This window comes from Streptococcus porcinus, assembly GCF_900475415.1.
GTDB classification, from domain to species: Bacteria; Bacillota; Bacilli; order Lactobacillales; family Streptococcaceae; genus Streptococcus; species Streptococcus porcinus.
The window spans coordinates 1,889,364-1,904,617 of the sequence record NZ_LS483388.1 but is presented as its reverse complement, the minus strand read 5'-3'; the positions used below and the strand labels follow the sequence as shown (position 1 = coordinate 1,904,617).

The window sequence follows — 15,254 nt, the reverse complement described above, 5'->3', positions numbered from 1 at the left end:
AGAAAGAAAAGGAAATGTTTGAAAAAGAAAATCTTATTATCAATAGTATTGCATTTAAAGCCCAATTAGAAGCAGGGCTTTTACAAGAAAATCTCTTAGAGCAAGTTTTCGCAATGGGATTTAAAAAGTTTGAGATTCGTCGGGAGTTTTTAAAAAGTATTCCCCAAGAGTTAAAATCTTTAAAAGAAAAAGCAGACCAATTAGATCTAGTATTGTTTTATAGCGTTAATGAAAATCTACTAGTCAATGATAAGATTAACCCTAATTTAAATGGCTTAATACAAGAAGCAGGAATTCTTGGTGCTCCTTTTTTAAAGTTGAATATTGGTGATGCGACTAGTTTGACTTTAGCAACTCTGCAAGCTTTAAAAGAACTGCTATCAAGTGATATGAGAATTTTTGTAGAAAATAATCAAGATCCTAGAGGAGGGAGTCTCTCTAATTGCTCTTACTTTATGTCATTAGCCCGTCAAGTTGACTTACCTATAAGTTTCGTTTTTGACACGGCAAATTGGGCATTTCTTGGGGAATCCCTTTCCCAAGCGACTTTAAAGATGCGTGAGTTTACCACTTATCTTCATTGTAAAAATTATCAGAAAACATGGTTTGGTATAGAAAATAGTACTTCTTTATTTGAAGGGGAGATTGATATGGAACCTCTCATCTCACAATTTCCCAAAGCAAGATATCTAGCACTAGAATATATGACAACAAGTAACCAATTACTAGCTGATGCCCACAAATTAAACCAACTTAAGCGAGAGAGCTTTTAAAAAAGAGAGATGCAAAGTCGCTGAAATAATGATAAAATAGGCAAAGATAGATTTTAAGGGGAAGATTGAAATGGTGCTCTTGCTAGATAAAAAAAGCTACGATTTATTATCTTATTTGATTAAACTTGATAAGCCTCAGACAGTAATGGCCATTTCAAAAGCATTAGGACAATCACGGCGAAAGGTCTATTATCACTTAGAAAAAATTAATGAGGCTTTGCCTGAGGTGGTTAGTCAAATTATTTCCTTGCCACGCATTGGGATTCTCTTAGATCAGAAACAAAAAGAAGCTTGTCGATATTTACTGAAAGATGTGACGGATTATAACTATGTTATGAAAAGTGACGAACGCATGAAATTATCTGCTATTTTTATTGCGATTTCGACACAACGTGTCACAATTGAGAAGTTAATGCAGATTAATGATGTATCTCGTAATACGATCTTAAACGATCTAAATGAATTACGAGAGACTTTGGCGGCTTACGAGTACTCTATTCAACTGCATTCGACAAAGTCAATGGGTTATTACTTTGAATGTTATCCTTTGTCTTATATTCAATTTCTCTATAAGATGTTAGATGATATATACCACGGGGGCAATCAAACCTTCCTTGATTTCTTTCATCATAAATTAGAAGAACATTTAGCAAAGACAACTTATTTTTCAAGTGAGTTCACTCGCTTTCTTGATGACTACCTCTCTGATTCACAAGCTCAGCTGGGGAAGCGTATTAACAGTCAAGATAGTCATTTTATGATTCAAATTCTACCTTTTATCTTGTTAAGTTATCGTAATATGCGCTGTGATTATCAGGTCATTGAAACATTAAAAAAAGATTTTAATCTGATTTGGAAGCGTAAAGAATATTATATTGCCAAGGACCTAGCAAAAGAGCTATATAAACACTTTAAGTTGCATTTAGATGATATTGAAGTTGGCTTGGTAGCCATGTTAATGTTATCTTTTCGAAAGGATAAAGATAGTCATGTAGAAAGTCCAGATTATGATGATATGCGGACGACGCTTAGCCATTTTATTAAGGCTCTTGAAGATCGGTTTGATTTGCAGTTCACTCATAAACAGGAATTGATTAAACAACTAACCCAACATTGCAAGGCTCTGATTTACCGTAAGAAATATGGAATTTCATCAGTCAATCCTTTGACCGAGCACATTCAAAAAAAGTACCAAACTTTATATCAGGAAACAGTTTCTTGTGCCACTATTTTAGAAGAGGCTTGGGCAGTTCGCTTGTCAGACGATGATCTTGCATTTTTAACCATTCATTTAGGTGGGGAGCTTAGAAATAGTCTTGATAAAGTGGAAGAAACGCGCTTTATTATTGTTTCTGATGATGGCATTGCCATTCAAAAAATTGTTCTTCAGCAATGTAGTCAATACTTAAAAAGTGAGCATATTTTAGCAGTTTTTACGACAGAACAGTTTGAAAGTGTTAAAGATCTTTTAGATGTTGATGTTGTCATCACGACAAATCGAGATTTGGATAGTCCATTTACCACTATCGCTGTTGATCCCATATTAAATGATGATCATATTTTATCATTAATTCGTCTCGCTAAGCGGCAAAATATTAACAAAGAGTCACGTTTTACGGACCAATTAGCAAAATGTATCAGTCAATATATTGCTGATGAGTCCGAAAACTATGGCTTGAAAATGGAAATTGAAGCCCTTATTCATCGCGAGCTACTTCAAGATTTTAAGAATAGTTAGACATACCTCGACGCTTCCCAAGGACGGAATGACTGTTGGGGATTTTTTAGTTTCGTCACCTTTTAAAGCGTCCATTTTTGAACACATAGCTGTGTGAGACTTGGTCTTTTTTAGTTTTCGAGAGAGTAATATACTTAAAGTACATAAATCATTATTATCGGAGGAAAGTATTAATGGCAAAAGTACAAGACATTACTCGTGAATCGTGGATTTTAAGCACATTTCCAGAATGGGGAACATGGTTGAATGAAGAAATTGAAGAAGAAGTAGTTCCTGAAAACAATGTCTCTATGTGGTGGTTAGGGAATTGTGGTATTTGGATTAAAACGCCAGCTGGAGCTAATATCGTGATGGATCTTTGGTCAAATAGAGGGAAGTCGACTAAAAAGGTCAAAGATATGGTTCGCGGGCATCAGATGGCTAATATGGCTGGTGTTCGCAAATTACAACCTAATTTGCGTGTTCAACCTATGGTTATTGATCCTTTTGCTATTAATGAACTAGACTACTACTTTGTTTCTCACTTCCATAGTGATCATATTGATATCAATACAGCTGCAGCAGTTATTAATAATCCAAAATTAGCCCATGTGAAATTGGTTGGCCCGTATGAGTGTGGTGAAATCTGGAAAAAATGGGGTGTCCCTGAGGAACGAATTATTATTGTAAAACCAGGTGATAGCATTACAATTAAAGATATGAAAGTTACTGCTGTAGAATCTTTTGACCGTACCTGTCTAGTTACCTTACCTGTCGAAGGTGCAGATGCTCAAGGCGGTGAATTAGCTGGTTTGGCTGTAACAGATGAAGAGATGGCTCGTAAAGCTGTAAACTACGTTTTTGAAACACCAGGTGGAACTATTTATCATGGAGCAGATTCACACTTCTCAAATTACTTTGCCAAACATGGTCGTGATTTCTCGATTGATGTCGCTCTCAATAATTATGGTGAAAACCCACTTGGTATTCAGGACAAGATGACTTCTGTGGACTTGTTAAGAATGGCAGAAAATCTCCGTGCCAAAGTTATCATTCCTGTTCACTATGACATTTGGTCCAACTTTATGGCTTCAACAGATGAAATTTTGGAACTTTGGAAAATGCGGAAGGAAAGATTACAGTATGATTTCCATCCTTTCATATGGGAAGTTGGTGGAAAATATACTTATCCACTAGACAAAGATAAAATCGAATACCATCATCCAAGAGGCTTTGATGATTGCTTCTTAGAAGATTCTAATATCCAATTTAAAGCTTTGCTATAGCCTTAAAGTATTGAGCAAGTGGGATTACTATGAAGACAAAGTTACTTTGTCTTCTTTTTTATTTCCTCTTTCTTTACTAGCTTGAAACGATGAAGAGATATATTGTAGATTAAAAGACAGAAGGCTACTGGTAAAGGTAAGCTTAAGTATCCCTTCTCATTATAATCGAATACTAAGTATGGCTCCTTCTCTCAATTCAAATAATAGCTGAGCTAAGCCATCAAAAGGATTTTATGTTAAAATGTAAGAAAATAAGGAGAGAAATGAGGGGAGTCTATGAAGAAAGTATTATTAATAGTTAATCCAGCTTCTGGTGGCGAACAAGCCAAGGAATTTGAAAAAGAAGTACGTGATAAATTAACAAATCATTTTGATCATGTCGACACCCGATATACAGAGGATATCGGTGACGCTAAAGCTTTTGCACGAGAAGCTTCGGAAAAGCATTATGACAGTGTTTTTGTCATGGGTGGAGATGGGACAGTTAATGAAGCAGTCAACGGTATTGCTGAGCAAGGCTATGTGCCAAAGTTTGGATTTCTACCACTGGGAACAGTCAATGATTTGGCTAGGGCTTTAGAGATTCCCCTAGATCCTCAAAAAGCTATTGATCGCTTGAATTTTGAGCAGACTCGTTCTTTAGATATTGGTAAAGTAAATGACAGTTATTTTACCAACATTGTGGCTATTGGTAATATTCCAGCTTCCATTAATAATGTGGATGACAAACAAAAAACGCTTCTTGGGCCAATGGCCTATGTCATTTCAGGAATGAAGGAAATTTTAGGGAATAAAACTTATGATTTTGAGATGATAACACCTGAAAAAAGAAAAGAAATTAAAGGATCCTTGATTTTAGTCGGATTAACTAATTCAGTTGGTGGCATGGATCGTTTTACCTCAGAGGCTGAGGTGGATGATGGCTTCTTACATTTGGTATTTACTAAAGATCAAACTCTTTTAGAAACTTTAAAAGCGTTACCGACACTACTTTCAAAAGATGATCAAACTGATGATATTGTGGCTTATGAAAAAGTCAAACAGGTAACCATTACTGTTAAAAATGAGAAATTGCAAACAAATGTTGATGGAGACCAAGGTGACTATCTCCCTGTAACATTAAAAGTCCTTCCTAGTCACCTTCAAGTATATACTTGTTTATCATAAAAAAGTTGTGGAATACAATCCACTTCTTTTTTTATGCGGTCACTTGTTGTTCTGAAGGCGTTCTTGTAGGTTATTTGTCAATAGTAGCAGAGGAAAGAAAGCGATTGCTAAGGGATTTTCGGTCATTTCAGCAAGGGTTCAGAGTTGACATAAGTGACCACACATGGTATTATCGTATATGTTCTGTTTGGAATATGAAAGGTTTCGTTGATAATTATGAGAAAGTAAAAAGTGTTTTCTACATTATTATTATGAAACTGTTAAAGAAAAAATAAGAGAGGTTTACGATGGGAAATATACTAGAAGTTAGGCATCTGACAAAAATATTTGGAAAAAAGCAAAAAGTTGCCTTAGAGATGATAAAGCAAGGGAAAAGTAAAACAGAAATCTTTAAGAAAACAGGGGCAACTGTAGGGGTCTATGATGCAAGCTTCGATGTCAAAGAAGGCGAAATATTCGTTATTATGGGGCTATCAGGGAGTGGTAAATCAACTTTAGTTCGAATGCTTAATCGATTGATTGAACCTTCTGCAGGAGCAATTGAACTTGAAGGAAAAGATATCTCAAAAATGAATGCAGAAAATCTCCGAGAAGTCAGACGTCATGATATTAATATGGTTTTTCAAAGCTTTGCTCTTTTCCCACATAAAACAATCTTAGAGAATACGGAGTTCGGATTAGAATTAAGGGGAGTGCCAAAAGCGGAACGCCAAGAGAGAGCTGAAAAAGCTCTTGACAATGCAGGTTTGCTTAGTTTTAAAGATCAATACCCAAATCAGTTATCAGGTGGTATGCAACAGCGCGTAGGCTTAGCAAGAGCACTTGCAAATGGCCCTAAAATACTTTTGATGGATGAAGCTTTCTCTGCACTTGACCCGCTAATTAGACGTGATATGCAAGATGAATTGGTAGATTTACAAGATTCAACTGGTCAAACCATTATCTTTATCAGCCATGATTTAAACGAAGCGCTGCGTATCGGTGACAGGATTGCTTTGATGAAGGATGGTCAAATTATGCAGATTGGCACAGGAGAAGAAATTTTAACTAATCCAGCCAATGATTTTGTTCGTGAATTCGTAGAAGATGTTGATCGCTCTAAAGTTTTAACCGCACAAAATATTATGATTAAACCATTTACAACAACAGTGGAGATTGATGGCCCGCAGGTTGCTCTAAATCGCATGCATACTGAAGAGGTTTCGATGCTTATGGCAACGAATCGTCGTCGTCAACTTGTTGGTACTTTGACGGCTGACGCCGCTATCAAGGCAAGAAAAGAAGGTTTACCTCTAGAAGCAGTAATTGATCGTGAGGTTAGAACTGTTGATAAAGACACTACTATTACAGACATCATGCCATTAATCTATGATTCATCAGCACCTATTGCTGTTACTGACGATCAGAATCGCCTCTTGGGTGTTATCATTCGTGGGCGTGTCATCGAAGCTTTGGCTAATATTCCAGAAGAAGATGATACCACAATCATTAGAACGGTAGATAATGAGCAAGAGGTCACAGACCAACCCCTTAATAATGGGGTGGCAATGGCAGAGCAATCTGAGTAAGAGGGAGATAATATTTTGGGAAATATATTAGAAACAAAATTACCAGTGGCTAAGCTGGTAGAAAAATTAACAGAATGGCTAACTCATACTTTTTCTGGTTTGTTTAATTTTCTACAAACCATTGGAAGTTATGTAATGGATTGGATAACAAGTGTACTTTTATTTATTAATCCCTTACTATTTATTGTACTAGTAACAGCAGCTGTTTTCTTCTTAGCTAAGAAGAAATGGCCTTTGGCAACCTTTACCTTTCTTGGTTTGCTCTTTATCTATAATCAAGGTTTATGGGAACATTTGATTAATACTTTCACCTTAGTCTTGGTAGCCAGTTTAATTTCAATCATTATAGGAATTCCACTGGGGATTTGGATGGCTAAAAGTGCTACCGTTAGACAAATTGTTAACCCTATTTTGGACTTTATGCAAACCATGCCAGCCTTTGTTTACCTTATTCCGGCGGTTGCTTTCTTTGGTATTGGGATGGTTCCGGGAGTTTTCGCATCTGTTATTTTTGCCTTACCTCCGACTGTTCGTTTTACCAACTTAGGAATTAGTAATATCTCAACAGAGTTGGTAGAAGCGTCAGATGCTTTTGGTTCAACCCCTCGCCAAAAATTATTAAAAGTTGAACTTCCTTTAGCTAAAAATACCATCATGGCGGGAATTAACCAGACTATGATGTTAGCACTTTCTATGGTTGTTACAGGATCAATGATCGGTGCCCCTGGTCTTGGTCGTGAAGTCTTATCAGCCTTACAACATGCTGATATTGGTACTGGTTTTGTTTCTGGTTTGGCTTTAGTTATTTTAGCGATTATTCTAGACCGTACAACACAAAGTATTAACAGTAAGCAAGAAGATAAAGCAGCAGCTGGCAAAACCAATAAAATAGTTGGTTTGCTAGCCTTGGGATTTTTTATCATTGCAGCCCTTGGCCAAACTATTGTAAGTATGAGTTCAGGTTCAGGTGAAAAGGGTGAAAAGGTCAAGATTGCTTATATGCAATGGGATTCAGAAATTGCTTCAACTAATGTTATTGCTGAAGTTTTAAAACAAGAAGGCTATCGTGTAGAAATGACGCCACTAGATAATGCTGTTATGTGGCAAACCGTTGCTAATGGTAATGCGGACTTTACAGTAAGCCCTTGGTTGCCCGTCACACAAGCCGAACATATGAAAAAATATAAAAATCAAGTGGATAATTTAGGTCCTAACCTGAAAGGAACTAAATTAGGTCTGGTTGTTCCCAAGTATATGAAAAATGTAAACAGTATTGAGGATTTATCGGACCAAGCCAAGAAAAAGATTACCGGTATTGAGCCAGGTGCAGGGATTACAACTGCTACACAAAAAACATTAAAGGCTTATCCAAACTTGGCTGACTGGGAGTTAGTCTTATCTTCAACCGGTGCCATGACGACTTCCCTAGACCAAGCTATTAAAAACAAGGAAGAAATTGTTGTAACCGGCTGGTCACCACACTGGATGTTCTCTAAATACGATTTGAAATACCTTAAAGATCCTAAGAAAACTTTAGGTTCAGAAGAAAATATCAATAGTATTGCTCGTAAAGGTCTGAAAAAAGACATGCCAAAACTTTATAAGATTGTCGATAAATTCCACTGGACAATAGCAGATATGGAGTCAGTCATGTTAGATATGAACAACGGTATGAAACCAGAAGATGCTGCTAAAAAATGGGTTAAAGCTAACCAAGATAAAGTTAAAAAATGGATTAACTAAAAGAATTGCCATAAAAAACCTTTGAATCATATTCAAAGGTTTTTTGGTGATTGCTTTAAAAGGTCAAAGAGACTAGGCTTGTGTTATAATAAGGCTATGGAAAACAAGAATAAACTATTATTAATTGATGGCTCTTCAGTGGCCTTTCGTGCTTTTTTCGCTCTTTACAATCAAATCGATCGTTTTCGAAATCAGTCTGGCCTTCACACCAATGCTATTTATGGCTTCCACCTTATGTTGGATCATATGATGAAGCGGGTACAGCCGACCCATATTTTGGTGGCTTTTGATGCAGGTAAAACAACTTTTCGTACTGAGATGTATGCTGATTACAAGGCTGGTCGTGCTAAAACGCCAGATGAATTTCGCGAGCAGTTCCCTTATATCCGTGAGATGTTAACAGCTCTTGGCGTCCCTTTCTATGACCTGGCTAACTACGAAGCTGATGATATTATCGGAACTCTTGATAAAATGGCAGAGCGGACAGAAGTGCCATTTGATGTCACCATTGTTAGTGGTGACAAAGACTTGATTCAACTAACTGATGCTAATACTGTTGTTGAAATCTCAAAAAAAGGAGTGGCAGAATTTGAAGAATTCACGCCAGCTTATCTCAAGGAGAAAATGGGACTGACTCCTGAGCAATTTATTGATTTAAAAGCATTGATGGGTGATAAATCTGATAATATCCCTGGGGTCACTAAAATTGGAGAAAAAACAGGCCTCAAGTTACTACATGAATATGGTAGTTTAGAAGGTATCTATGCTAATATTGATCATTTTAAGGCTTCTAAAATGAAAGAAAACTTGATTAATGACAAGGAACAGGCCTTTTTATCTAAAACCCTTGCAACAATCAATACAGATGCACCGATAACTATCGGTTTAGAAGATTTGATTTATCAGGGACCAAACGTTGATGCTTTAGCTGCATTTTACGATGAGATGGGCTTTGTGCAATTGCGGACAGCTTTAAAAACGCAATTACCAAGTTCTTCAGTTATTGAAATGAACTATCAGGAAGTCATTGATAATGTGACGGACGAGATGTTTGCTGAAGATAGTTTTTTCTACTTTGAAATCCTAAAAGATAATTATCACCGCGAAGCTATAACTGCTTTTGCTTGGGGGAATCAAGAGGCTATTTATGTCAGTCAGAATCCTGAATTGTTGCGTCAGCCATTGTTTACAAAAGTTTTAGAGAAACCAATTTTTACCTATGATTTCAAGAGGGCAAAAGTTCTTTTAAATCATCTGGGAATAGAGATTCCCGAGGCTGCTTTTGATGCACGTCTCGCCAACTACCTTTTATCGAATGTTGATGATAATGAATTAGCTACTATTGCTAGGTTACATACTAGTATCAGTTTAGAGTCCGATGAGGCTATCTATGGGAAAGGTGTTAAACGTGCTTTTCCAGCTAAAGATCTTCTTTTTTCCCATTTAGCTCGTAAGGTGGCTGTTCTTGCGGCTAGTAAGCCAGTTATGCTGGAAAAACTGGCGGATAACGGACAAAGTGACCTCTATTACAAGATTGAGTTGCCATTAGCGAATGTTCTAGCTAAGATGGAAATTGCTGGTATAAAAGTCAATAAACAGACTCTTATGGAAATGGCCGAGCAAAATAGGAATGTTATTGACGCTTTGACACAAGAAATTTATGACTTAGCAGGTGAAGAGTTTAATATTAATTCACCAAAACAATTAGGTAGTATCCTTTTTGAGAAAATGCAGTTACCTTTAACAATGACTAAGAAAACTAAAACGGGTTATTCAACAGCTGTTGATGTTTTGGAACGATTAGCTCCGATTGCACCAATTGTTGCTAAGATACTTGATTACCGACAAATTACAAAATTGCAATCAACCTATTTGATTGGTTTACAAGACTATATTATGGAAGATGGCAAAATCCATACGCGATATGTCCAAGATTTGACGCAAACAGGCCGCTTATCAAGTACTGACCCCAACCTACAGAATATTCCAATTCGAATGGAACAGGGGCGTCTAATCCGTAAAGCCTTTACCCCATCTAGTGATGATTCGGTTCTCTTAAGTTCTGATTATTCACAAATTGAATTACGTGTCTTGGCGCATATATCAGGTGATGAACATTTGATTGCTGCTTTTAATAACAATGCTGATATTCATACAGCGACGGCTATGCGTGTTTTCGGTATTGAGAAAGAAACAGATGTTACTCCAAATGATCGTCGTAATGCCAAGGCTGTTAATTTTGGTATCGTTTATGGTATCTCTGATTTTGGGCTTTCAAACAATTTGGGGATTAGTCGTAAAAAAGCGCGTGACTATATTGACACCTACTTTGAACGTTACCCAGGTATTAAGGCATATATGGATTCTGTGGTTCGAGAGGCTAAGGACAAGGGTTATGTTGAAACACTCTTTAAGCGTCGTCGTGAATTACCGGATATCAATTCTCGTAATTTCAACGTAAGATCTTTTGCGGAGCGAACAGCCATTAACTCACCTATTCAAGGGAGCGCAGCTGATATTCTTAAAATAGCCATGATTAACCTAGATAAAGCCCTAGCCGACAGAGCGTTTAAGGCTAAAATGTTACTTCAAGTGCATGATGAAATTGTCCTTGAGGTACCTAATCAAGAATTAGTTACTGTTCGGCAACTGGTCAAGGAAATAATGGAAGATGCTGTTGACTTGGCGGTACCCTTACGTGCGGACGAGAATTCAGGCCAATCATGGTATGAAGCCAAATAAGCCTTGAAGAGTCTAGGGGTTAAAGTTTTTTTAGCGATCTAATATTTTTATGTTATAATGAAAGGGAAATTGTACTGACAGTGATTGTAAAGGTCACTTATGATAGGAAAATGAGGAAATCAATGACTTATACCTTTCAAAATCCGCCAGAAGAAACACTCAAAACCTACCTTAGCCAGGCTAAAACAATTGCTGTTGTTGGACTTTCAGATCGACCTGAAACGGCTGCTTATGGTGTTGCTAAGTTTTTGCAGGCAATGGATTATCAGATAATCCCCGTCAACCCTAAACTGGCTGGTCAAACCGTTTTAGGACAAAAAGTTTATGCAAGCTTACAAGACATTCCCATATCTATTGATATTGTTGATGTTTTTAGGCGTAGCGAAGCTTTGCCACAAGTTGCAGAGGATTTTATCGAAACGGATGCAAAGGTTTTTTGGGCACAATTAGGCCTCCAAAGTCAGGAAGCTGAGAAGCTCTTAAGGGCTAGTGGGCACCAAGATATTGTCATGAATAGATGCCTCAAAATAGACTATCGGAATATTATATTGAATCAAGATTAAAACTACCCGCCAAAATAGATTGTTAGGAGATTGCTTATGGATGTTCATTCACATAACCAACAAGCTTTAGATGCCTTTGAAAATGTTTTAGAGCATCTACGAGAAAGACATATTAGAATTACAGAAACGCGTAAGGCTATTATTTCATATATGGTTTTGTCAACAGAGCATCCAAGTGCGGACAAAATTTACCGCGATTTAAAGGGCGATTTTCCTAACATGAGCTTGGCCACCGTTTACAATAATTTAAAAGTATTAGTAGATGAGGGATTTGTTTCTGAAATTAAAATTTCCAATGATTTAACTACATATTATGATTTTATGGGCCACCAGCATGTTAATGTGGTTTGTGAGGACTGTGGTAAGATTGCTGATTTCATGGATGTCGATGTAATGGATGTAGCTAAGGAAGCTTATGATCAAACTGGCTATAAAGTTACTCGGATTCCTATCATCGCTTATGGCATCTGTCCAGAATGTCAGAAGAAAAGTAAACGACTCTATTAATCAATGTAAAAAACCAACAAGGATATAAAACTTGTTGGTTTTTTCATATATCAATGAAAGAAGATGATTTATCTAGATTTATTTTAGGCATTATCTCTGCTATTTTGCCTCTTCCTTAGAAACCTTAAGGTCTTCGTAGAAATAGAGTTCAGAGGTTGTTAGGTAAGGATAGAGATAAATGATTAATAACCCAAAAGATAGTAATAAGAGAATAAACCATCCTAGAAAACTAAGATGTAAAAGAAAATTTTTCCACTTGTAACCTTTTGTTAAGGAGACACTTTGATCAATGATATCTGATGCTCCAGTATAGCTTCCATTTTGTAATTGATCAAACAGAATATACTGACTTTTTGAATAGGCATATTGACGATTAATAGCAATAGCAAGACCAATAAGGCTAGTAATAACCCCAATAACAATGGGGAGAAGCGCTACCGATAAACCATTCGTCTGATAGAGATAGATACCTAAGGCTGTGATTGCTAATCCGAGGAGTAAAATAAGTGACCAAACCAATAAAAGGAGCCAACGAATTAAGCTAAGAAAGAGAATTTTCCAGAAGAAAGGCCTAGAAAAGCTGAGACCTAAATCATTAAACGATACTCGGTTTTGTTGGCGTCGGATGACCTTTAAGATGGTAAAAGCAGCGGAGAGGCCTAGTAAGCTTGAGATAATATTCAGAATGGTTGGGAAGATTGAAGCAAAGATAGACAGTTGAATTTGTTCTTCAATTAAATAATTTTGATGAATTTGAATACTAATTAAAAAGAAAATAAATAAAATGGGAAGAAAAAATAATTGGTATTTACCAGGCAAGCCTTTTAGTGTGGCTTTAGCTTGGTTTTTGTATTGAGATAACTTCATTTAGCCTCCTTTTAGTATATTTTATTATAGCATAAGTTAGAATGCTTTTCGACTACCAGATTGTTCCTTAAAGGTCATGACAATCCCTCTTTTTTTTGATAGAATAATAGAGCTGTAGACGAAAAAGACTAGGTCATACTTAGTTTGATCAAAGCGCAAGACTGTTATTCTTGAAAGCGAGGAAAAAATGACTGATTATCCAATAAAGTACCGTCTCATAAAAAAAGAAAAACATACTGGGGCTCGCCTTGGGGAAATTATTACGCCCCACGGAACTTTCCCAACGCCTATGTTTATGCCCGTTGGTACACAGGCTACTGTTAAAACACAATCTCCTGAAGAGCTCAAACAGATGGGCTCAGGAATTATCCTCTCCAATACCTACCATTTGTGGTTACGACCTGGAGATGAATTGATTGCAAAAGCTGGAGGGCTTCATAAGTTTATGAACTGGGACCAGCCTATTCTAACGGACTCAGGTGGTTTCCAAGTTTATTCTCTAGCTGATTCTCGTAATATAACGGAGGAAGGGGTAACCTTTAAGAATCATCTTAACGGTTCAAAAATGTTCCTCTCACCAGAGAAGGCTATTTCAATTCAAAACAATCTGGGTTCTGATATCATGATGAGTTTTGATGAATGCCCACAATTCTACCAACCTTATGATTATGTCAAAAAATCAATTGAAAGAACAAGCCGTTGGGCAGAAAGAGGTCTCAAAGCTCACCGTCGCCCACATGATCAAGGTTTATTTGGAATTGTTCAAGGAGCTGGTTTTGAAGATTTACGTCGCCAATCAGCAGCTGACTTAGTCGCTATGGATTTCCCTGGTTATTCCGTTGGTGGTTTGGCTGTTGGTGAATCACATGAAGAGATGAATGCTGTTCTTGATTTTACAACACCTTTACTACCAGAAAATAAACCGCGCTACTTGATGGGGGTAGGAGCGCCAGATAGCTTGATTGATGGTGTTATCCGTGGTATTGACATGTTTGACTGCGTACTACCAACCCGTATCGCTCGTAACGGAACTTGTATGACTAGTCAAGGACGTTTAGTTGTTAAGAATGCTAAATTTGCTGAAGATTTTACTCCCCTTGACCATGATTGTGATTGTTATACTTGTCAAAATTATAGCCGAGCTTATATTCGTCACTTGCTGAAAGCAGATGAAACATTTGGTATTCGTCTGACAAGTTATCATAACCTCTATTTCTTGGTAAATCTTATGAGAAAAGTTCGTCAAGCTATTATGGACGATAACCTTTTGGAGTTTCGTGAAGATTTCCTTGAGCGTTATGGCTATAATGTTTCTAACCGGAACTTTTAAAAAAACAGAGTTTAGCTCTGTTTTTTTAGTGTTCTACTGTTACCTATTTTATTAAAGGAGGTTGACAAAGGTTTTTTTTTTCATTAAACTGATAGACAGAAAAGAGATATTATGGATTATTATGGAATGGATTTAGATCATGAATCACGTTGCTGTCATTATCATGGACCTAAAGATATTGCTGCCTTAAAATGCCAAGCTTGTCAAAAATATTATGCCTGTTACCAGTGCCACGATAGTTTAGAGGATCATAGTTTTAGCCCCAGCGGCAAGACTGAACTATTTCCAGTATTATGTGGCTCCTGTAAGAGTCAGCTGAGCTTAGAGGCTTATGAAGGGGGCTATTGTCCCTATTGTAACAAAGCTTTTAATCCAAAATGTGCTTTTCATAAAGCTATCTATTTTAAAAAGGAGTAAAGATGTTTACAACCAAAGACTTAGCCTACATGGCTATGATGACAACCTTGATTATTATTCTTGGATTTATCCCTCCAATTCCACTAGGCTTCATTCCTGTTCCTATCGTTTTACAAAATATGGGAATCATGCTTGCAGCTTTGCTATTGGGTGGCAAAAAGGGAAGTATGTCCGTTCTTTTATTCTTATTAGTTGGATTTTTTGTTCCAGTTTTTTCAGGTAAAGCCACGACAGTTCCAGTGTTTATGGGACCAACCGCAGGGTATGTTTTTGCTTGGCTTCTAGTTCCCTTTCTTTTTGCTTTTCTTTTTAACCTGTTTAAAAAGCAGAGTAAACTCATGATTTTTGCCCTCATTTGGGTGATAGGTGTACTCTTAGTAGATATCTTTGGGGCTATTTGGTTGTCCATTCATACAGGAATGCCAATTGGTGCGGCATTGGTCTCAAATCTTGCCTTTATTCCAGGAGATACTATTAAGGCAGCACTTGCAACTCTTCTTGCATTAAAGTTAAGAGAGTCATACATTAATATTCGGTAGTGAGTAAATAAAGACTTTGTTCTTTGTTTAAAAAC

The 15,254-nt window shown here is 36.9% G+C and carries 13 protein-coding genes; 12 read left to right on the top strand and 1 reads right to left on the bottom strand.

All coding sequences use genetic code 11. From position 1 onward, the window contains the following. Positions 1 to 14: 14 nt before the first annotated feature. The 9 genes from DQM45_RS09490 (at position 15) to perR (ending at position 12,066) form a co-directional block, all read left to right on the top strand. Positions 15 to 773 carry a sugar phosphate isomerase/epimerase family protein gene (locus DQM45_RS09490; protein WP_003082856.1) on the top strand — a complete coding sequence of 253 codons (759 nt, stop codon included), beginning with the start codon at positions 15 to 17 and terminating at the stop codon, positions 771 to 773. 73 nt (positions 774 to 846) lie between these two features. Then, entirely contained in the window at positions 847 to 2,511 is a 1,665-nt protein-coding gene (locus DQM45_RS09485) for a BglG family transcription antiterminator (RefSeq protein WP_172601691.1), read from the top strand. Between the two features lie 173 nt (positions 2,512 to 2,684). Then, positions 2,685 to 3,776: an L-ascorbate 6-phosphate lactonase gene (gene ulaG, locus DQM45_RS09480; protein ID WP_003084163.1), complete on the top strand. Its 1,092-nt coding sequence runs from the start codon at positions 2,685 to 2,687 to the stop codon at positions 3,774 to 3,776. A gap of 276 nt (positions 3,777 to 4,052) precedes the next feature. Continuing rightward, a complete protein-coding gene (locus DQM45_RS09475) occupies positions 4,053 to 4,943 on the top strand; it encodes a diacylglycerol/lipid kinase family protein (RefSeq protein WP_003083325.1) in 891 nt (296 codons plus the stop codon). 287 nt (positions 4,944 to 5,230) lie between these two features. Beyond that, entirely contained in the window at positions 5,231 to 6,511 is a 1,281-nt protein-coding gene (locus DQM45_RS09470; protein ID WP_003084551.1) for a quaternary amine ABC transporter ATP-binding protein, read from the top strand. Between the two features lie 15 nt (positions 6,512 to 6,526). Beyond that, positions 6,527 to 8,254 carry an ABC transporter permease/substrate binding protein gene (locus DQM45_RS09465; protein WP_003082944.1) on the top strand — a complete coding sequence of 576 codons (1,728 nt, stop codon included), beginning with the start codon at positions 6,527 to 6,529 and terminating at the stop codon, positions 8,252 to 8,254. 96 nt (positions 8,255 to 8,350) lie between these two features. Then, positions 8,351 to 10,996 carry a DNA polymerase I gene (gene polA / locus DQM45_RS09460; protein ID WP_039984939.1) on the top strand — a complete coding sequence of 882 codons (2,646 nt, stop codon included), beginning with the start codon at positions 8,351 to 8,353 and terminating at the stop codon, positions 10,994 to 10,996. A 122-nt stretch (positions 10,997 to 11,118) separates the two neighbouring features. Then, positions 11,119 to 11,559, top strand: coding sequence for a CoA-binding protein (locus DQM45_RS09455; protein ID WP_003084295.1), 441 nt, complete (start codon positions 11,119 to 11,121; stop codon positions 11,557 to 11,559). Between the two features lie 36 nt (positions 11,560 to 11,595). Next, positions 11,596 to 12,066 (top strand): peroxide-responsive transcriptional repressor PerR, encoded by a 471-nt coding sequence (perR, locus tag DQM45_RS09450; RefSeq protein ID WP_003082724.1) that lies wholly within the window; start codon positions 11,596 to 11,598, stop codon positions 12,064 to 12,066. A 99-nt stretch (positions 12,067 to 12,165) separates the two neighbouring features. On the opposite strand, the gene DQM45_RS09445 is transcribed toward perR, so the two are convergent. Further along, positions 12,166 to 12,933, bottom strand: a complete 768-nt coding sequence (locus DQM45_RS09445) for a DUF975 family protein (RefSeq protein WP_003083102.1) — start codon at positions 12,931 to 12,933, stop codon at positions 12,166 to 12,168. Positions 12,934 to 13,120: 187 nt separating this feature from the next. Between DQM45_RS09445 and tgt the strand changes: the two genes are divergently transcribed. The 3 genes from tgt to DQM45_RS09430 all read left to right on the top strand — a co-directional run bounded on the left by tgt (position 13,121) and on the right by DQM45_RS09430 (position 15,219). Further along, positions 13,121 to 14,263: a tRNA guanosine(34) transglycosylase Tgt gene (gene tgt, locus DQM45_RS09440; protein WP_003082759.1), complete on the top strand. Its 1,143-nt coding sequence runs from the start codon at positions 13,121 to 13,123 to the stop codon at positions 14,261 to 14,263. Between the two features lie 111 nt (positions 14,264 to 14,374). Further along, positions 14,375 to 14,680 (top strand): CHY zinc finger protein, encoded by a 306-nt coding sequence (locus DQM45_RS09435; RefSeq protein WP_003084773.1) that lies wholly within the window; start codon positions 14,375 to 14,377, stop codon positions 14,678 to 14,680. A 2-nt stretch (positions 14,681 to 14,682) separates the two neighbouring features. Then, positions 14,683 to 15,219 (top strand): biotin transporter BioY, encoded by a 537-nt coding sequence (locus DQM45_RS09430; RefSeq protein ID WP_003084131.1) that lies wholly within the window; start codon positions 14,683 to 14,685, stop codon positions 15,217 to 15,219. The last annotated feature ends 35 nt before the right edge of the window (positions 15,220 to 15,254 follow it).